Below are 17,270 nucleotides of genomic sequence, written 5' to 3' on the forward strand. Positions count from 1 at the left end.
GGGCATTGGTTACCGGCGCATTCGGCCCGGCAAAGCTTTATTAACCCTAATAATGTGTAATCAGGCTCTTCGTGGCGTCACAACGAAAGCTTGGTCCCGTGAACCCAACCGGTCAGTCTGCGGTCTTCGGTAAACGCAAGGAGCCCCATACGGTCATCATCGCCCGGGGCAATGAAATCAGGCACTTCACCATCCGCCCGTGGCTTGCTGCTTTTCTCGGCTCCGCGCTGGCGGCTATCGTCATCGGCTACCTGCTCGCCACCTCCTACCTAGTGCTGCGTGACGACCTGATCGGAGCGACGACGGCCCGGCAGGCGCGCATGCAACAGGCCTACGAGGACCGCATATCGGCGCTTCGCGCCCAAGTCGACCGCATCACCAGCCGCCAGCTCCTCGACCAGCAGCTGATGGAAACCAAGGTGAGCGAGCTTCTGGAGCGCCAGACCCAGCTCAGCCAGCGTCACGGCCGCCTTGGCCCGATCCTGGAGCGCGCTGAAAGCGAAGTCGGGGCCGCGTCCGCCGCCGATGGCGCCGCGGCGGCCAAGCCGGATGAGCGCGCCGAGGTGATCGGCGCCCAGTCAACCTATTCGATCGCCAGCCTCGGTGCCGGCGACACAAGACCGTTCTCATTGTGGTCGACACGCTCCGATCCGCTGCCCAGCGATTCGGCCGCCGACCGCGCCGACAGGCTGTTCGTGTCGATCAACCAGTCGCTCAAGGCAATCGAGAGCGAGCAACTCAGCCGCGTCACCACGCTCGCCGACAATGCCTACAAGAACGCCGACGCCATCACCCAGGCGCTCGCGGCCGCCGGCCTGCCGGTCGACAGCGATTTCGGCAAGGACAGCGATGTCGGCGGCCCGCTGATCCCGCTCAACGCATCGACGATGTTCGACAGCAAGGTCAAGGAACTGGACGAGGCGCTGGATGCGCTCGACCATTTGAAGAAGGAAGCGCGGCGGCTGCCGCTCGCCAACCCCGCCCCCGGTCATTCGGTCACCAGCCCGTTCGGCGTGCGCACCGACCCGATCCTCGGCACCGCGGCCTTGCATTCGGGCATGGATTTCAGGGCGCCGATGGGCATGCCCGCCAAGGTCACAGCGCCCGGCGTCGTCACCAAGGCCGGCTGGAACGGCGGCTATGGCCGCATGGTCGAGGTCGACCATGGCAATGGCTTCGCCACGCGCTACGGGCACTTGAGCGAGATCGACGTGACGGTCGGCCAGAAGCTCGCGGCCGGCGATATTATCGGCAAGACCGGCAGCAGCGGCCGTTCGACCGGCCCGCATCTCCACTACGAAGTGCGCCACAATGGCGATGCGGTCGACCCGCTGCGCTTCCTGACCGTCGGCAAGAAGGTCGCGCAGTATCTTTAGCCGTCCGCCGATCCTCCTTGTGCCGACAGAAACATCGTTGCTGCCGAAACCAGTGTGAGCGCACCGACCTTCAGGGCCGCCTCATCGACGCGAAACCTGGCATGGTGGAGCGGAAAGACCGATCCGACGTCCTCGTTGCGGATGCCGAGCCGGAAATAGACCGACGGAATTCTCTCGCTGTAATAGGCAAAATCGTCGGCAATGCTCCACCCAGGCATGTTCAGCGCATTCTCCGCGCCGATGCTGGCCTTGGCGCCGGCAAGGATCAGTTCGGCCATCTCGGCATCGTTGACGACTCCGGGCTCGCCGCGATGGATGTCGAGCTTCACCTTCGCGCCGTGGCTGGCCGCGACACCCTCCAGCACCTCGCGAACCCGGCGCCAGGCGCGCTCGCGAGTAGCGTCATTGCCGCTGCGGATGGTGCCTTTCAAAGCGACTTTGCCGGCCGTGACATTGTAGGCGTTGCCGCCATTGATGGCGGTCACCGAAATGACCAGCGGATCGAAAGGATTGGTCTCGCGCGAGACGATCTTCTGCAGTTCGCTCACCATGGAGCAGGCGACAGTCAACGCATCGATGCCTTCATAGGGTTTTGCCGCATGCGCGGCCGATCCCGTAACCAGGACATCGAACGTGTCGCAGGCCAGCGTGTAGGGACCAGAACCGACGGCGACCTTGCCCGACGGCGTATAAGGATCGACGTGGACGCAGAGCGCGGCATCGATGTCGTCGAGATGCCCTTCCGCCACCACTCGTTTGCCGCCCGACGGCTCGTCCTCCTCGGCCGGCTGGAAGATCAGGCGGACGGTGCCGCCGAAACTGTCGCGCGTCCGATGCAGATGGGCGGCCACCGCAAACCCCATCGCGGCATGGGCATCGTGACCGCAGGCATGCATTACGCCGGGATTGACCGACGCGAAGTCGACGCCGGACTCCTCCTCGATCGGCAAGGCATCGATATCGGCACGAATGGCGATTTTGCGGTTCGACGGCCGGCCGGTACCGACAATATCGACGGCAAGACCGTAGCCGGCGACGGCGCGGATATTCTCGATCCCCTGCCCGGCGAGCATCTCCCGCAAATAACTTTGCGTTGCCGCTTCGCGGTTCGAAAGCTCCGGATGGCGATGCAAATGCCGGCGAACCTCGATCATCCGGTCGAGAATTCCGCCGTCGATGCTGATCGGGGCGGCAATCGCGCTATCCTCAGGGTTTGACATGGATTTCTCGCGGGAACCTGGTCAGGGTCTCGTTGCCGGTTTCGGTTATCAGGATGGTCTCGCTGATCTCGATGCCCCAGCCATCCATCCACATACCGAGAATGGAATGAACGACGTTGCCGGGTTGAAGCACCGTCTTGTCGCCGGGCCTCAGGCTGATCGTGTGTTCGCCCCAATCCGGCGGATAGGCGACGCCGATGGAATAGCCGATGCGCGATTCCTTCTTCAGTCCGTAGCGTTGAATGACCTTGCGCCAGGCGGCTTCCACCGCTTCGGCGGTGGTTCCGGGCCTCGCCGCCTCGAGCACCGCGTCCATGCCCTCGATCACCGCCTTTGCCGTGTCCGCGACATTTGTCGGCGTCTTGCCGAGCTGCAGGGTTCTTGCGAGCCCGGCAGCATAGCGACGGCAGACCCCGGCGAGTTCGAGCGCGATCGTCTCGTCTTCGCCGAACCGCCTGTCGCTCCACATGATGTGCGGAGCCGAAGCGTTCTCGCCGCCGAGGATGGTTGGAGGAAGAGCGGTGATGTCGCCGGCGAAGTCCGGGCTGCCGGCGATCTGCGCCGCCTGGATGGCGGCGATCGCGTCGCATTCGCGAACGTCTGGCGCGATGACCTCGTAGGCCCGCGCGACCGCCGCCTCGGCCAGTCTCGATGCCTTGCGCAAGTAATCGATCTCGGGCGCCGATTTGACGGCGCGGATCCAGTTCACCAGGAGATCGGCGTCATGCCATCTGGCATTGGGCAGTCCGGCGACGAGCCGGGCATGCGCTTTCGGCGAAAAGTAATAGGCTTCGAGCTCGATGCCGATGTGACGATTGCCCCAGCCCTTGGCGACGATCCAGCCTGCTATCCAGTCCATGGGATGCCGATCGGCGCGCTGGACATGGTCCTCCGGGAAGCCGACAACGTTCTCGGGCTTCATCCAGGCGGTGAGCAGGCCGCCGGCGGCATCCATGGCGCGGCCGATCCAGACCGGCTCGATCTCCTCGATCGGAACCAGCACCATTTGCGGCGTGTAGAACGACCAGCCGTCATAGCCGGTGATGTAGTGCTGGTTGGCCACATCGTTGACGATCAGAAGCTCCACGCCGCGCCTTGCCATCTCGGCGCGGATCTTGCGAAGCCGCTGCTGGTATTCGTCGCGCTTGAATGGCAGTTCGATCATCTTTTCCCCATGCCTTGCTCGATCAACAGTCGCGGGCGTGCCGCAGCCTACCCTTGAAATGGTTGTGACCTAGCGGCAATCGGCCAAGCCGGCGCGTGGACAGGGCCTGGACCGATATGCCCGGTAATTTCCGGCCGCGCCCGGAAGGTCGTTGACTCGGGTTAAGTTGTAGGATGATATGTATCACCCGATATCCAGACATTACCGCTCATGACCGTTCACCGCCTCTCGCCGGAAATCCTCAGCGCCATGGAGAGCGCTGTCGGGCAGAGCGGCGTCGCCATCTCCGGCTCCGACATGGCTAAATATCTCGGCGACTGGTCGGGCGATCATCGCGGCGGCGCACTTGCCGTGCTGAAGCCGGCTTCGGTCGCCGAGGTCCAGGCCGTGGTGCGGTTGTGCGGCGCGCTTGGGCTCGGCATCATCCCGCAAGGCGGCAACACCGGACTGGTGGCAGGCGCGATCGACATCGAGGCGCGGGGCGCTGTGGTGATCAGCCTGGAGCGGCTGAACCGCATCCGCCTCGTCGACGCCGACAACTTCATCCTACAGGCCGATGCCGGCTGCGTCCTGCAGGCGATCAAAGACGTCAGCGAGGCGCATGACTGCCTGTTTCCGTTGGCGCTCGGCGCCCAGGGTAGCTGCCAGATCGGCGGCAATGCGGCGAGCAATGCCGGCGGCGTCAACGTCTTGCGCTACGGCATGGCGCGTGACCTCATCCTCGGCCTTGAAGTGGTGCTGCCCGACGGCGAACTGTGGGACGGCTTCTGCGGCCTGCGCAAGGACAATCGCGGCTATGACCTGAAGCAGCTTTTCATCGGCTCGGAGGGCACGCTCGGCATCATCACCGGCGTCGAGCTGAAACTGTTTCCGAGGCCGGCCCGCATCGAGACCGCCTATCTCGGCCTTGCCTCCTTCGAAGCGGCCGTCGCGCTGTTCCGGCAAGCGCGCCGGGCCACCGCCGACCTGATCTCGGCCTTCGAGATCATCGGCCAGGAATGCATCGATCTCGCGCGCCTGGTCGACGCCGATCTCGCATCGCCTGTCGAGGCTCCGGTTCATGTGCTGATGGAGCTTTCCGCCAGTGCCGCTGTCGACCTGCGTGCCTTGCTGGTCGATTTCCTCGCCGGCGCCATGGAGAGCGGCCTGGTCGCAGAAGCCCTGCTTGCCGACAGCGATGGCCACGCCAAGGCATTCTGGGCGATCCGCGAGGGGCTGGTCGAGGGCCAGGCAAAGCGCGGCTACCATGTGCGCACCGACCTTTCGGTGCGGATCTCGGACATTCCTGCGCTCGTCGACCAGGCGCGCCACTTCGTGGCGCTGGAGCATCCCGGCTGGCTGCCGCAGGCCTACGGCCATGCCGGCGACGGCAACATTCATTTCAACGTCCTGCCGCCGGAAGGCCTGACGGTAGTCGAGGCGCGCAACCGGGGCGCCGACATCACCGCCGGACTCTACCGCATCGCCAATTCGCTTGGCGGCTCGATCAGCGCCGAGCACGGCATCGGCCGCAGCCGCCATCGCGCCTTCTGGGCCGGGCTGCGCCCGCCCATCGCCGCCTCGTCACCACGCTGAAACAGGCGCTCGACCCTGAGGGCCTGATGAACCCCGGCTGCCTGCTGCCGCCAACGGAGACCGTTCCATGAAGCAAAGACTGGCCGCCATCGGCACCGTCGAAACGCTGCCGCACCGCGTCGCTGCCTTCCTCAGCCGCGAGATCGAATCGGGCGAGCTCAACCCCGGCACACGGCTGCCGACCGAACAGGAGCTTTCGGAAAAGTTCGGCGTCAGCCGCAACGTGGTGCGCGAGGCGATCGCCCAGCTTCGTGCCGACGGCATGATCGAGGCCCGGCAAGGTGTCGGCGCCTTCGTGCTGGCGCCGGAGCAGCGCGCCTCGATCCGCATCGACGGCGAGGCGCTGAAGGACAGCGAGAACATGGAGCGGCTTTTCGAGCTGCGCTGCATCCTCGAGGCCGAATCCGCGGCACTTGCCGCCGAGCGGCGCGGACAGGAGCACCTCGACGCCATCAAGGCAACGCTCGACCGCATGAGCGGCGAGGAGCGCTGGGAGGAAGGCAGCATCGATGCGGACCTTTTGTTCCACCGCGAGATCGCGCGCGCCACCGGCAACAGCTACATCCACACCTTCATCTCCTTCGTCTGCGAACAGATCCGCCGCTCGATCCACTACGCCCGCCTGACCAACCCGCTGCACGATCTGGTCGAGGTCAATGTCGGCGAACATGTGCGCATCTACGAGGCGCTGGTCGCCGGCGATCCCAGCGCCGCCGAGGCAGCGATGCGCGCCCACATCATCGGCGCGGCGGAGCGCGTCGGCGTCAAGCTGCCGGCAGCGCGGCGCAAACAGTCCGGCAAGGGAAAGTAAAATGCCGATCGGGGACACAAACGCGATTTCGGATGTCTGCCTGCTCGTCGAGGACATCGAGCGCACGGTGGCGTTCTATGTCGAGAAGCTCGGCTTCCGGCTGCGCCGCCGCGCCGAGGGTTTTGCCGACTTCCATGGCGAGGGCGTGACGCTTGCCGCCTGGGAGATCGACCACATCAACCGGCATACCGGCGTGTCCAAGCTGAGATCGCCGCGCCAGGCGCACAAGGTCTGCGTGGCGGTGCGGCTCGACAGCCCCGGCGAGATCGACCGGCTGCATAGCGAGCTGAGCGCCAAGGGCGTGCCCTTCTATGGTCCGCCGCAAGACTATGTCTGGAACGCACGCTGCGCCTACTTCACCGATCCCGACGACACGCTTTGGGAATTATACGCCTGGCTCGACGGCGGCCCCGGCGACTACCACGACGAACAGCCGTAGACGGCGCGCCGTGGGAGCGGCGCGCAATGAAGAAACCTCTTGCAACAGGAGCGAAAAATGAGTGGGAACAGGCATTTCGACATGAACCGCCGCAGCTTCGTGAAATCCGGCATCGCCGCCGTCGCCGCCGCGTCCGCCGGCATGCAGCTGGTGCTGACGCCAGGCGCCAAAGCGGCCGGCAAGGTCGTCATCCAGTATGACTGGCTGATGTCCAACGGCCAGATCGGCGATATCGCCGCCGTCGCCAACGGCTATTTCAAGGCCGCCGGACTGGAGGTCGAGTTCAGCCCCGGCGGACCGAACGCAGCGACCGTGCCGCCGGTGGTCTCGGGCGCCGCCCAGCTCGGCCAGTTCTCGGAAACGCCGCAGCTCTACGCGGCGCGCGCCAGCGGTGTGCCGGTGAAGATCATCGCCTGCGGCTTCCGCACCGGCCCCTATGCCTTCACCTCGAAGCCGGCGAAGCCGATCCGCGGCGTTGCCGACCTCAAAGGCAAGAAGATCGGCATCCAGCCGACGGCGCGGTTCGTCATCGACGAGATCCTGGCCAAGAACGGCATCGATCCGTCGGAAGTCACCATCGTCAATGTCGGCTTCGACAAGGCGCCGCTGGTGCGCGGCGATGTCGACGCCATCGGCGGCTGGATCACCAACACGCAGGCGCTGAGCGTCGTCGGCGACGACCGCATCGACCTCCTCGTGCGCGATCTCGGGCTTAGTTCCTACGCCGATGTCTATTTCGCCACCGACAAGGCGATCGAGGAGAATGCAGACACGCTGGCGAAGTTCATCGGCGCCGTCGCCAAGGGTTGGGGCTGGGTGCATGCCAACCCGCAGGACGCGGTGAAGAAGATGGTCGCCGCCTATCCGGAGATGGATCTCGGCTGGGAGGAAAAGACGATCAACCTCGTTCTCAAGCTTTCCTTCGACGGCGCCACCGCCAAGGACGGCTGGGGCACGTTCGACCCTGCCTCCATCGAGGAGCAGCTGGCGCTGCTCGACAAGGTCGGCCAGTACCCGAACGGCCGGCCGGCGGCCGCGGATGTCTACACCACCAAGATCCTCGAACTGTCGGCCGCCGACCGGCCCAAGCTCGACGCGCCCGCCGCCTGATGGCGAACGCGATCGAGGCAAGCCGACTGGATGTCGGCTATGGCGTCCGGCAGACGGCGGTGAAAGTGCTCGCCGGCCTCGACCTCACGGTCGCGGCCGGCTCCTTCCTGTCGATCCTCGGCCCGTCGGGATGCGGCAAGTCGACCCTGCTGCGCGTGGTCGCCGACCTGCTCGACCCGCTCGGCGGCACGATCAGCGTGCTTGGCGACACGCCGCATGCGGTGCGCTCGCGCCGCGATGTCGGTTTCGTCTTCCAGGATTCGACGCTGCTGCCCTGGCGCACGGTGCGCGACAATGTGCGTTTGCCGCTTGCAGTCGGGCAAGGCAGCCTGACGCGCAAGATCGAGGACCGCAGCGAGGAATTGCTGGCACTGATGGGGCTTGCCGGCTTCGGCGAGCGCCTGCCGCACCAATTGTCGGGTGGCCAGCGTCAGCGCGTGGCGATCGCCCGCGCACTGCTCGGCGAGCCCAGGCTGCTGTTGATGGACGAGCCCTTCGGCGCGCTGGACGAGATCACACGCGACCGCCTCAACGACGAATTGCTGGCGCTGTGGCGGCGCACCGGCACGACCATCCTCTTCGTCACCCATTCGATCGCCGAAGCCGCCTATCTCGGCGAGCGGGTCATCGTGCTTGCCGCCAATCCGGGACGGCTGATCAAGGATCTCGACATGCGGCCGTTCAAGCAGGACGGCAACCGCTGCTCGCGCGAAGGTCCGGCTGTCATCGCTGCCATGGCGGAACTGCGCGCGGCGCTGGAGCGCGCGTCATGAGACAGGCACCCTTGCCGCCGGCGCTGGCGATCGCGCTGCCCATCCTTGGCGCGGCCTCCATCCTGTTCACCTGGCAGTTCCTGCTGCCGTGGCTCGGCGTGCCGGCCTATATCGTGCCGACGCCGACGGCGATATTCGGCGTGTTCCAGAAGAGCTTTGCATTGCTGCTCGGCAATCTCTGGCCGACGCTGATCGAGGCCCTGGCCGGCTTCGTCATCGGCAACCTCGCCGCCGTGATGCTCGCCGTGCTGTTCGTGCACAGCCGCGTGCTGCAGGCCGCTTACTTCCCGATCGTGCTGTTCTTCAACACCATCCCGATCCTGGCGCTGTCGCCGATCATCATCCTGATCTTCGGGCTCGGCATGACGCCGAAGATCGTCATCGCCGCGGTGATCTGCTTCTTCCCGACGCTGGTCAACATGATCCGCGGACTCGATTCAGCCAGCAGCAGCGAGCACGAGCTGTTCAGGGTTCTATCGGCGACGCGCTCGGAGATTTTCTGGAGCCTGCGCCTGCCGCGCGCGCTGCCGATGCTGTTCTCCTCGCTCAGGATTGCCTCCGCCACCGCCGTCATCGGCGCCATCGTCGGCGAATGGATCGGCTCGGACAAAGGGCTCGGCGCGCTGATCATCCAGGCGAGCTTCAACTACCAGTCCGACCGGCTCTATGCGGCGATCGTGCTGTCGTCGTCGTTGTCGATCGCCCTGTTCATCCTGGTTGTGGCGATGGAGCGTCGCATCATAAAATACTGAAATTGCTTTTCATTTCGCTCTGCTCACGCCGCCGGCGCGGACCCTCGCAGTCTCCGCCGGCAGGAGCCGTCCCCAACACTAAAATATTTTTGAATTCCATTTGACTGAATAAATCTTCGGTGCGAAGCTCTGCTCTCTTCGGGAGCGCAAGGCATGGCATTGCGGGGGACAAATCAGGAGTTCGGCCGGCCCTACAACCGGCGCATCGTGCTGGAGTCCATCCGCCTTAACGGGCCGATCGCGCGCGGCGATATCGCCAGGGGCGTCGGCCTCACCGTGCAGACCGTGTCGACCATCGTGCGCGAACTGGAGGAACAAGGCTACATCCTGTCGCTGCGTGAAGAGCCTAAAGGCCGCGGCCTGCCGCCGGCGACGCTCAGGATCAATCCCGAAGGGGGCTACGCCGTGGGGATCCACCTCACCCCGCTCGGCATCGACGCGGCGCTGATCAACCTCAGCGGCGACATCATCGAAAGCATGCACAGCGAGGCGCCCAACGTGACGCCCGACCACGCGTTCGACCAGATCGGCGCCATGGTCCGCGACCTGGCCGGACGGCGCGCGGGCGGACGCGTGCTTGGCGTCGGCATGGCGCTGCCCGGCCCGTTCGGCGTCGAGTCCATGAGCTTCATCGGCCCGACGACCATGACCGGCTGGAAGGATGTGGCGCTGCGCGAGCGGCTGACGACGGCCACGGGTTTGCCGGCCTTCTTCGAGACCGACATGGCGGCCGCGGCCATGGGCGAGCGCCTCTACGGCCTCGGCACCGGATATTCGGATTATTACTACCTTTATTTCGGCGTCGGCCTCGGCGGCGCCATGGTGCATGATGGCAGCGTGCTGCGCGGCGCCTGGGGCAATGCCGGCGAGATCGGCCACATCCCGGTCGTGTTCGGCGGCGAACCTTGCCCATGCGGCAACCGGGGTTGCCTGGAGCGCTACCTCTCGCTCGAGGCGCGCGGACGCTGGCACGGCAGCGACGACGCCTGGGTGGCCGAGGTCGGCCCGGTTTTCCGCAACGCCATCACCATCATCGAGAACCTGTTCGACCCCGAGACGGTGGTGCTCGGCGGGCTGGCACCGCCGGCGCTGCTCGAGCGCCTGGCGGGGGCGGCGGAGCTGCCCAATTCGGTCTCGGCCCGCAAGGACCGCGTCACGCCGCGCATCGTCGTCGCCCGCGGCGGCCAGCATGCAGTGCTGCGCGGCGCGGCGGCACTTGCCGTTTCCGGGGTGCTCTCGCCGCGCTTCGGCCAGATCTTCACCGCCAAGCGGCAGCGCGGCGGCGACCTCCTGAAAGGCGGAGACATCGCGGCATGAGCGAACCCCTGCTGGTCCTCGACAACGTCACCAAGAACTACGGCGCCATCCAGGCGCTGAAGGGCATCAGCTTTTCGATCGGACGCGGCGAGGTCGTGGCGCTGCTGGGCGACAACGGCGCCGGCAAGTCGACGCTGGTCAAGATCATCGCCGGCGGGCTGGAGCCGACCTCCGGCCGCATGCTGTTCGAAGGCACGGAGTTCCTGGCCAGATCGCCTGCCGAGGCCAAGGCGGCCGGTATCGAGACCGTCTACCAGGACCTGTCGCTGTGCACCAATGTCGACGTGGTGGCGAATTTCTTCATGGGCCGCGAGATCACCCGCAAAGTGCTCGGCGTCCCCGTGCTCGATGAGCGCGCCATGGAAGACGTGGTCGCCAAGGCGCTCGCCAATGCCGGCACCCGCATCCCGTCGCTGCGCACCAATGTCGAGCATCTTTCGGGCGGCCAGCGGCAAGCGATAGAGCTCAACCGCTTCGTGCACTGGGGCGGCAAGCTGGTGCTGCTCGACGAGCCGTTCGCGGCGCTTGGCGTCGAGCAGACGCGACGCGGCCTCGACATGATCCGCCAGGTAGCGAACCAGGGCATCGGCGTCGTCATCATCACTCATATCATGCAGCAGGCCTTCCAGGTCGCCGACCGGATCGTGGTGATCCGGCAAGGCGTCGTGGCGGGCGATGTCGCACGCAGCAAGACAAGTCCCGACGCGGTGATCAACATGATCACCGGAGAGACGCTGGCCGGTGCCGGACCGGCAAGCTGAGGGACAAATGAGGGGTCCGGCGCAAGAGGAGCGAACGACATGAAGAGAATACTTCTTTCCGTCTTCGGTTTCCTGGCACTGGCTATTGCCACGCTCACGCCGGCATTCGCCCAGTCCAAGGGCACCGTCTATTATCTGGTGCCGACATTGCTCGATGAGTTCCAGACCGGTTCGGTGACCGCGCTGGAACTGTTCCTGAAGCAGGTCGGCTACGACTTCAAATCGCTGAACGCCGACAACAAGACCGACGGCCAGCAATCGCAGATGAACGACGTCATCGCGCTGAAGCCCGCCGCGATCGTCCTTGCGGCGGTCGATTTCAACGCGCTGAAACCGTCCGTCGAAGCGGCCCGCGCCGCCGGCATTCCGGTAGTAGAATTCGACCGCCAGATCACCTCCACCCCGTCCGACTTCACCTCGGTCGCCGGCACGGTCGAGATCGGCTACGTCGCCGCCGACCAGGCCGAGAAGCTCCTGAAAGCGAAGAACGGGGCGGTGAAGGGCAAGATCCTGCAGGTGCTCGGCGATCCCGGCGATCCCTACACGCTCGACATCCAGAAGGGGTTCGAGGAGAAGATGAAGGCGTTCCCGGACGTCAAGATCATCTCGCTTCCGGCCATGCAGTGGGAAGCGAGCAACGCCGGCACCATCGTCGCCGACCAGATGCTCGCCAATCCCGACATCGACCTGATCTTCAGCCATGCCGCGCATCTCTCGGTCGCCGGCGTCGCCTCGCTCGAGGCTGCCGGCAAGAAGCCCGGCGACGTTATGATGATGAGCTCGAACGGCGCACCGGTCGGTCTCGACCTGATCCGCAAGGGCTGGCTCAACGTCGAAGTCGAACAGCCGCTCTACGCCCAGGCCGCGGCCGTCGCCATGTTCATGGACAAGATCGTCAAAAAGGAAGAGATCAAGCCCGGCGAATATGAGGTGCTTGGCCTGAAGTCGACGGTGACCAAGGAAGCCTGGGGCCCGAACATCAAGATCCCCGGCGCCGCCATCACCAAGGAGAACGTCGACAATCCGGCCTTCTGGGGCAACCAGAAGCCGCCGACCGAAACCGTAAAACCGGTCGAGTAACCACGAGGACCGCTCCGGGCTACCCGGCCCGGAGCGCCCCTCAAAAGCGCCGCGCGCGTCGAAACGCGCGAAGCCGCAACATTGTCAAACACCCGCGCCAACCGGATCAGCTCATGAACCCCCGCACCCGCCATGCTCTCGAGCTCATTCTCGACAATCTCGTCTGGTTCATGCTGGTCTTCGTGCTGGTGGTGTTTTCCCTGCTCATTCCGAACTACTTCCAGCTCGGCATCTTCGCCAACATCATCGAGGCCTCCAGCGTGCTGGGCGTGATGTCGATCGGCCTGGCGCTGGTCATCATCGCCGGCCACATGGACCTGTCGGTCGAATCGGTCGCCGCGCTCAGCGCCATGGCGGTCGGCATCCTGTTCTGCTCGTCGGGCATCGGCCTCGGCGTGCAACTGCACCCGCAATGGCTGATGGTCCCGGTTTCGCTGCTGCTCGCCGTCCTCGTCGGCGGCATCATCGGCGTCTTCAACGGCTTCCTGATCGTCAGGCTGAAGATGAGCGCCTTCATCATCACGCTGGCCTCCTACATCTGGGTGCGCGGCCTGGTGCTCGTCGTTTCCGGCGGCCGCTCGGCGCAGGACCTGGCGCCGGCGATCCGCTGGTTCGGCATCCAGCGGCTGATCGGCCTGCCGCTCACCGCCTGGATCGCCATCGCCTGTTTCGTCGTCTTCTCGCTGATCATGGCCAAGACGCCGTTCGGCCGGCATCTGGTGATGATCGGCGGCAACGAGACGGCGACCTTCCGCGCCGGCATCCGCGTCAACCGCAATTTGATCATCGCCTTCGTGCTTGCCGGCGCCATCGCCGGTCTCGCCGGCTGGCTGCTGGCCATCCGCACCTCCGGCGCCACCGCCAATCTCGGCGTCGGGCTTTTGTTCAACGCCTTCGCCGCCGTCGTCATCGGCGGCGTCAGCCTGAAGGGGGGCGTCGGCACCCTGCCCGGCGTCTATGCCGGCGTGCTCTTGCTGTCGGCCATCAACACGGCGATCAACCTGATGGGCCTGCCGGCCAATTTCACCCAGGTGATCCACGGCCTGCTGGTGCTGGCGGCGGTGCTGCTCGACGCCTTCAAGCAGACCATCCGGCAGAGGCTGGCATGACCGGCCGGCTGCAGGACAGGGTCGCGCTCATCGTCGGCAGCGCGCGCGGCATCGGCAAGGGCATCGCGCAGCGTTTCGCCGAAGAGGGCGCGAAGCTCGTGCTGGCCGACACCGAGGCCGGGGCCGGACAAGCCACCGCAAGCGAGTTCGGCGCCGCCTTCATCCGCACCGATATCTCGCAAATGGCCGAGGCCGAGGCCGCCGTGGCGCTGGCGCTCGAGCAGCATGGCCGACTCGACATCCTGGTCCAGAATGCCGGCATTTATCCCTGGCAGCTGATCGAAAACACCAGCCCGGAGGACTGGGACAGGGTGATGGCCGTCAACCTGCGCGGCTCCTTCAATGCCACACGTGCCGCGCTGGTGCCTATGAAAGAGCAACGGGCTGGCCGCATGCTGTTCACCTCGTCGATCACAGGCCCGCATGTGACCAGCCCCGGCCACGGCCATTATTCGGCGACCAAGGCTGGAATCAACGGGCTGATCCGTGCCGCCGCGCTCGAATTCGCCGGCTACGGTATCACCGTCAACGGCGTCGAGCCCGGCAACATCCTCACCGAGGCGATCGAGCTGCATCGCGGCGCGGCCTATATCCAGAACATGCAAGACTCCATCCCGCTCGGACGGCTGGGCAGCCCGCGCGACGTCGCCAATGCCTTCCTGTTCCTGGCCTCCGACGACGCCAGCTACATCACCGGCACGACCATCGTCGTCGACGGCGGCCAGCTCTTGCCCGAGGGCAAGGATTTTCGGCTGCTGCCGCCATGATTGTTGGCGGGCGTGGGCGAACTGCGAGACTCGCTTCAGGGTGACTGCTTGAAGATGGCTGGGATGGTGGGCGATGACGGGCTCGAACCGCCGACATCTTCGGTGTAAACAATGGGCACCCCATTGAACAGCGCGCGATTCCGGGAAAAGAGCACTTCGCAGGATGTCGTTTCCGGCTGGGCGTTCCGTCTAAGTTCCGTTTTCCCGGTTCAGCGTGCCAAAGAGCACTTCGCAAAACAGGCGGCAGGCATGATCGAGAACGAAGTTGGATACGTATATTTCGTCAGAATGGGAACGTACGTGAAGATAGGCCACACGATGGACGTGGCCGCGCGGATGAAAACGATCCAAACGTCATGCCCTGCAGAGATCCATCTTATGACCTTCCTGAAGGACTGCACCGAGCCAGTCGAGATTCCGCCGCCGGTCGTCCGCAAGAATTTCTTCGACGCCGTCCTGAGTTCCCCTCTTGTCGTACAAAGGAGCTAGGAAATGACCGACAGTTGGCTAGACCGTGGCGTCCGGATGATCGAGGCGCTTGACCTTCAGTTGCCGGGTGATATGCCTCTTAGTGACCGGAAGAAGCTGATACAGGCAGAGGCGTGGCGGTTTCACGGCGGCACGTCGTGGGGCCAGAAGGTATGGCCGAAAGCAAAGCGCGCCTATTTCGGCAAGAAGTACGGCGACAGGCCCGCAGTCAAGGCAGGCGTGCCGGAGGGTCATCTGTCGCCGCTGGAGCGGCTTATGGCGAAGTCCGCCATCCGCCAGGACCGCCCCGCATGATCTCGCACCCTCAAGCCCGCTTCACTTTCTTTCTGGTGAAATACATTGGACTGCCATTGGTGGTGGTTGGGGTTGTTTATAGGGTGGGGCAGTGGGTTGGGCGGGCGGCGGGCTGGTGGTAGGCAACCGCTTCCAAAATGGAAGTAGTTCATTGTAGCAAATTACCGTGACTTTTCAAGGAATTATGCTAAGGTGGCGAGATGGAAAATGAGATGATCGAGCGCGTTGCCAAGGCTATTTGCGAAAGCAGCGGGCAGCCTTGGGTGTCGTCCAGTCTAAGCTATCGCGAGATTTGCGAGGGCTTTGCTATCGCCGCCATCGAGGCCATGCGCGAGCCTACCGAAGATATGGTCGAAGCATTCGCGGAAGCCGCCTCTGACGCTCGCGCAGCCGCCCGCGAGGAAAACCGTCTCAAGGACCGCCCGCATCCTAACGCCATCGCGGAATGCCAGTGGTTCCCACCAGCTTACCGCGCCATGATCGATAGTGTCACGCGCGAACTTCGAACGCTGCAGGAAGTCACCGAGAACCCGAGCGGGAAATGGACGCTGTTCCAAGATCGTGCATCCGCGCAAATAGGAGACGAATGAGCATGGACGATCTGACTCAGCACCCTAGCGTTCTGATGATTGGCCGACTGGCCGACTATCTCCTCCCGCTACTGGCTATCGAGGCTCACGATATCGATGACGTCATGACCTCGATGGCCTCCTACCTTGAGGAGGCGCGAAGGAGCGGCATCGAGGATTGCATCGAAGCCATCAAAGAGATCACGCCACCCGGCCACGATGCATTTGGCGCGTTAGCCGCCTGCCGCGATCTCCTGAGGGCCAGCAAGGCATCTTCTCAGCGTGGGGGAAGAGCATGAAACGCTAGACACGCACTCAGGCTGCTGGTACTATTTTCGCATAGGGGCCGCTTCAATGCGCCAAGAAACCGCCACCCGGAGGCAAATTTAACGGGTGGCGGTTTTCATTTCAACTCCCGCTCAAACGCAATCGTCCCCCTCACCCAGCAGGCCAGATAGAGCGGGGCAAGGAGCGGTCAGCCGTTAGCTTCTGCTGGGCTTGGCGCTGCGCCTCTCTGCGATAGTGGGCCTGGATCGGATAATCCTGAGCAGCCCAGATGCCGGAGGGATCATCGGCCGCGAATAGCGCGCGGGCGAGATCGTCTACCGCTTCTGCTCCGTGATCCACCGGAGCGAGCTTGTCGCCTGTAGGCAGTGCTCCAGCAGTTCGGTGTAGGTCAGGTCGCATACCTTGTGTCCGTTGACCATGAGCTCCCATTGCGGCGATTTCCCGTCTGTCGAGACACGAATGCGGATTTTGTCGGTCATAGAACACCCGTCCAGCGTCCGCGTTCATCGAGGGACATTGCTACCGGCACCACGCGGCCATGAACCAGGACAACGGTCCCGAGCTTTTCGGTGCCCTTGGAATAGGAGAAGAACGGATGCCGGGGATCGACAAGGCAGCCGGTGAACGCACCCCAGAAGAACTTCTCACCGATTTTGATATCCGGGGTCGCAACGCCAATGCGCGAATGGAAATGCCCGATCAGGAGGGAGAGATGACGCCCATGTTCTGCGGGGATTTCCTCAACGATGACGCGCTTGAGGCCGGCTGTGTCCCTGTGGCCGTGGCGAATGAGGATGTCGCCCATTCTGATGGAACTATGCCAGCTCCAGCCGATCGGCGCGTCCAGAAGATCCTCCACCGGCCTAAGGAAGGCGGGAGGAATGCGCCCGCGTGTTCTGGCTTTAGCCAGGCGACCCTCAACGTGGTTCGACACGCATGAGACGCCTTCGGGAAACTCCGCATAGAACGCTCGCATGAATGCTTGCGCGGCAGCCCACTCGCTATGCGATTGATCGACCTCGGGGAGTTTGGCGAAGTCGGAGAGCCAGTTCAAATCCACCTCGTCGCCGATGCAGACGGTGTTGAGGGGCTTGAACTTGTCCCGCACCGCACAGAGAAAGGCCAGCGCGTCCGGATGATGTGCGGGCGCCTGGAGATCGGGAACTATGAGGGTTACCCCCTCGGGGATAGTCCTTGACGTGAACCCGCCACGGCCTGGATCGAAGGTGGCGGCTTGGATGAAATTGCCTTTGATGAGGCGTTCGTAGACGGCGTTGTATTTGACTTTCAATCGTCGGGCCGTCTCGCGGATATTGCCGGTCTGCTCCCAATGGAGAAGCAAATCGGCATCGGAAAACTTGGGTGGAGCACCCAT

At 64.3% G+C, this 17,270-nt stretch carries 20 protein-coding genes; 16 read left to right on the forward strand and 4 right to left on the reverse strand.

All coding sequences use genetic code 11. The annotated features are described in order from the left end of the window. Nucleotides 1-98: 98 nt before the first annotated feature. Complete coding sequence (locus EN786_RS12295) at nt 99-1,376, forward strand: M23 family metallopeptidase (protein WP_127311876.1); 1,278 nt, start codon at nt 99-101, stop codon at nt 1,374-1,376. Here the strand turns inward: EN786_RS12295 and EN786_RS12300 are convergent. Both EN786_RS12300 and EN786_RS12305 read right to left on the reverse strand, forming a co-directional pair. After that, a complete protein-coding gene (locus tag EN786_RS12300; RefSeq protein ID WP_127284399.1) occupies nt 1,373-2,596 on the reverse strand; it encodes an amidohydrolase in 1,224 nt (407 codons plus the stop codon). The genes EN786_RS12295 and EN786_RS12300 overlap by 4 nt on opposite strands. Then, nucleotides 2,583-3,761, reverse strand: a complete 1,179-nt coding sequence (locus EN786_RS12305; RefSeq protein WP_127311948.1) for a M24 family metallopeptidase — start codon at nt 3,759-3,761, stop codon at nt 2,583-2,585. The genes EN786_RS12300 and EN786_RS12305 overlap by 14 nt, the downstream gene beginning before the upstream one ends. 210 nt (nt 3,762-3,971) lie before the next feature. On the opposite strand from EN786_RS12305, the gene EN786_RS12310 reads away from it, so the two are divergent. The 15 genes from EN786_RS12310 (at nt 3,972) to EN786_RS12380 (ending at nt 15,906) form a co-directional block, all read left to right on the forward strand. Beyond that, nucleotides 3,972-5,336, forward strand: coding sequence for an FAD-binding oxidoreductase (locus EN786_RS12310; protein ID WP_245478481.1), 1,365 nt, complete (start codon nt 3,972-3,974; stop codon nt 5,334-5,336). A 67-nt stretch (nt 5,337-5,403) separates the two neighbouring features. Beyond that, nucleotides 5,404-6,147 (forward strand): FadR/GntR family transcriptional regulator, encoded by a 744-nt coding sequence (locus EN786_RS12315; protein WP_135908399.1) that lies wholly within the window; start codon nt 5,404-5,406, stop codon nt 6,145-6,147. Nucleotide 6,148: 1 nt separating this feature from the next. Next, a complete protein-coding gene (locus tag EN786_RS12320; RefSeq protein ID WP_127284401.1) occupies nt 6,149-6,586 on the forward strand; it encodes a VOC family protein in 438 nt (145 codons plus the stop codon). 81 nt (nt 6,587-6,667) lie between these two features. Continuing rightward, nucleotides 6,668-7,696, forward strand: a complete 1,029-nt coding sequence (locus EN786_RS12325) for an ABC transporter substrate-binding protein (protein ID WP_127284404.1) — start codon at nt 6,668-6,670, stop codon at nt 7,694-7,696. After that, nucleotides 7,696-8,469 carry an ABC transporter ATP-binding protein gene (locus EN786_RS12330; protein WP_127311331.1) on the forward strand — a complete coding sequence of 258 codons (774 nt, stop codon included), beginning with the start codon at nt 7,696-7,698 and terminating at the stop codon, nt 8,467-8,469. The genes EN786_RS12325 and EN786_RS12330 overlap by 1 nt, the downstream gene beginning before the upstream one ends. Beyond that, complete coding sequence (locus tag EN786_RS12335) at nt 8,466-9,221, forward strand: ABC transporter permease (RefSeq protein ID WP_127311332.1); 756 nt, start codon at nt 8,466-8,468, stop codon at nt 9,219-9,221. Before EN786_RS12330 ends, EN786_RS12335 begins: the two co-directional genes overlap by 4 nt. A 153-nt stretch (nt 9,222-9,374) precedes the next feature. Continuing rightward, complete coding sequence (locus tag EN786_RS12340) at nt 9,375-10,538, forward strand: ROK family transcriptional regulator (protein WP_127311333.1); 1,164 nt, start codon at nt 9,375-9,377, stop codon at nt 10,536-10,538. Next, nucleotides 10,535-11,299 (forward strand): ATP-binding cassette domain-containing protein, encoded by a 765-nt coding sequence (locus EN786_RS12345; protein WP_127311334.1) that lies wholly within the window; start codon nt 10,535-10,537, stop codon nt 11,297-11,299. The genes EN786_RS12340 and EN786_RS12345 overlap by 4 nt, the downstream gene beginning before the upstream one ends. A gap of 39 nt (nt 11,300-11,338) precedes the next feature. Beyond that, nucleotides 11,339-12,379: a sugar ABC transporter substrate-binding protein gene (locus EN786_RS12350; RefSeq protein WP_127311335.1), complete on the forward strand. Its 1,041-nt coding sequence runs from the start codon at nt 11,339-11,341 to the stop codon at nt 12,377-12,379. 113 nt (nt 12,380-12,492) lie between these two features. Continuing rightward, the gene (locus tag EN786_RS12355; protein WP_126054882.1) at nt 12,493-13,488 is read left to right on the forward strand and encodes an ABC transporter permease; all 996 of its coding nucleotides are present in this window, start codon (nt 12,493-12,495) and stop codon (nt 13,486-13,488) included. Next, nucleotides 13,485-14,255 (forward strand): SDR family oxidoreductase, encoded by a 771-nt coding sequence (locus EN786_RS12360; protein WP_127311638.1) that lies wholly within the window; start codon nt 13,485-13,487, stop codon nt 14,253-14,255. Before EN786_RS12355 ends, EN786_RS12360 begins: the two co-directional genes overlap by 4 nt. A gap of 111 nt (nt 14,256-14,366) precedes the next feature. Beyond that, nucleotides 14,367-14,744, forward strand: a complete 378-nt coding sequence (locus tag EN786_RS12365; protein ID WP_135908401.1) for a hypothetical protein — start codon at nt 14,367-14,369, stop codon at nt 14,742-14,744. 3 nt (nt 14,745-14,747) lie between these two features. Beyond that, a complete protein-coding gene (locus EN786_RS12370) occupies nt 14,748-15,038 on the forward strand; it encodes a hypothetical protein (RefSeq protein WP_246688728.1) in 291 nt (96 codons plus the stop codon). A 212-nt stretch (nt 15,039-15,250) separates the two neighbouring features. Next, on the forward strand, nt 15,251-15,628 hold the full coding sequence (locus EN786_RS12375) for a hypothetical protein (RefSeq protein WP_135908403.1): 378 nt from the start codon (nt 15,251-15,253) through the stop codon (nt 15,626-15,628). 2 nt (nt 15,629-15,630) lie between these two features. Continuing rightward, nucleotides 15,631-15,906, forward strand: coding sequence for a hypothetical protein (locus EN786_RS12380; RefSeq protein WP_135908405.1), 276 nt, complete (start codon nt 15,631-15,633; stop codon nt 15,904-15,906). A 303-nt stretch (nt 15,907-16,209) separates the two neighbouring features. Here EN786_RS12380 and EN786_RS37690 read toward each other — a convergent pair whose 3' ends face one another. Next, entirely contained in the window at nt 16,210-16,374 is a 165-nt protein-coding gene (locus EN786_RS37690) for a hypothetical protein (RefSeq protein ID WP_189524281.1), read from the reverse strand. Next, nucleotides 16,371-17,270, reverse strand: a complete 900-nt coding sequence (locus EN786_RS12385) for a hypothetical protein (protein ID WP_135908407.1) — start codon at nt 17,268-17,270, stop codon at nt 16,371-16,373. Before EN786_RS12385 ends, EN786_RS37690 begins: the two co-directional genes overlap by 4 nt.

It is taken from the genome of Mesorhizobium sp. M4B.F.Ca.ET.143.01.1.1, from assembly GCF_004792275.1.
GTDB lineage: Bacteria > Pseudomonadota > Alphaproteobacteria > Rhizobiales > Rhizobiaceae > Mesorhizobium > Mesorhizobium abyssinicae.

Coding starts and splice junctions, on each gene's coding strand:
- EN786_RS12300 (WP_127284399.1), bottom strand. CDS start 2,596: ATGTCAAACCCTGAGGATAGCGCGATTGCCGCCCCGATCAGCATCGAC.
- EN786_RS12305 (WP_127311948.1), bottom strand. CDS start 3,761: ATGATCGAACTGCCATTCAAGCGCGACGAATACCAGCAGCGGCTTCGC.
- EN786_RS12310 (WP_245478481.1), top strand. CDS start 3,972: ATGACCGTTCACCGCCTCTCGCCGGAAATCCTCAGCGCCATGGAGAGC.
- EN786_RS12315 (WP_135908399.1), top strand. CDS start 5,404: ATGAAGCAAAGACTGGCCGCCATCGGCACCGTCGAAACGCTGCCGCAC.
- EN786_RS12320 (WP_127284401.1), top strand. CDS start 6,149: ATGCCGATCGGGGACACAAACGCGATTTCGGATGTCTGCCTGCTCGTC.
- EN786_RS12325 (WP_127284404.1), top strand. CDS start 6,668: ATGAACCGCCGCAGCTTCGTGAAATCCGGCATCGCCGCCGTCGCCGCC.
- EN786_RS12330 (WP_127311331.1), top strand. CDS start 7,696: ATGGCGAACGCGATCGAGGCAAGCCGACTGGATGTCGGCTATGGCGTC.
- EN786_RS12335 (WP_127311332.1), top strand. CDS start 8,466: ATGAGACAGGCACCCTTGCCGCCGGCGCTGGCGATCGCGCTGCCCATC.
- EN786_RS12340 (WP_127311333.1), top strand. CDS start 9,375: ATGGCATTGCGGGGGACAAATCAGGAGTTCGGCCGGCCCTACAACCGG.
- EN786_RS12345 (WP_127311334.1), top strand. CDS start 10,535: ATGAGCGAACCCCTGCTGGTCCTCGACAACGTCACCAAGAACTACGGC.
- EN786_RS12350 (WP_127311335.1), top strand. CDS start 11,339: ATGAAGAGAATACTTCTTTCCGTCTTCGGTTTCCTGGCACTGGCTATT.
- EN786_RS12355 (WP_126054882.1), top strand. CDS start 12,493: ATGAACCCCCGCACCCGCCATGCTCTCGAGCTCATTCTCGACAATCTC.
- EN786_RS12360 (WP_127311638.1), top strand. CDS start 13,485: ATGACCGGCCGGCTGCAGGACAGGGTCGCGCTCATCGTCGGCAGCGCG.
- EN786_RS12365 (WP_135908401.1), top strand. CDS start 14,367: ATGGGCACCCCATTGAACAGCGCGCGATTCCGGGAAAAGAGCACTTCG.
- EN786_RS12370 (WP_246688728.1), top strand. CDS start 14,748: ATGACCGACAGTTGGCTAGACCGTGGCGTCCGGATGATCGAGGCGCTT.
- EN786_RS12375 (WP_135908403.1), top strand. CDS start 15,251: ATGATCGAGCGCGTTGCCAAGGCTATTTGCGAAAGCAGCGGGCAGCCT.
- EN786_RS12380 (WP_135908405.1), top strand. CDS start 15,631: ATGGACGATCTGACTCAGCACCCTAGCGTTCTGATGATTGGCCGACTG.
- EN786_RS37690 (WP_189524281.1), bottom strand. CDS start 16,374: ATGACCGACAAAATCCGCATTCGTGTCTCGACAGACGGGAAATCGCCG.
- EN786_RS12385 (WP_135908407.1), bottom strand. CDS start 17,270: ATGGGTGCTCCACCCAAGTTTTCCGATGCCGATTTGCTTCTCCATTGG.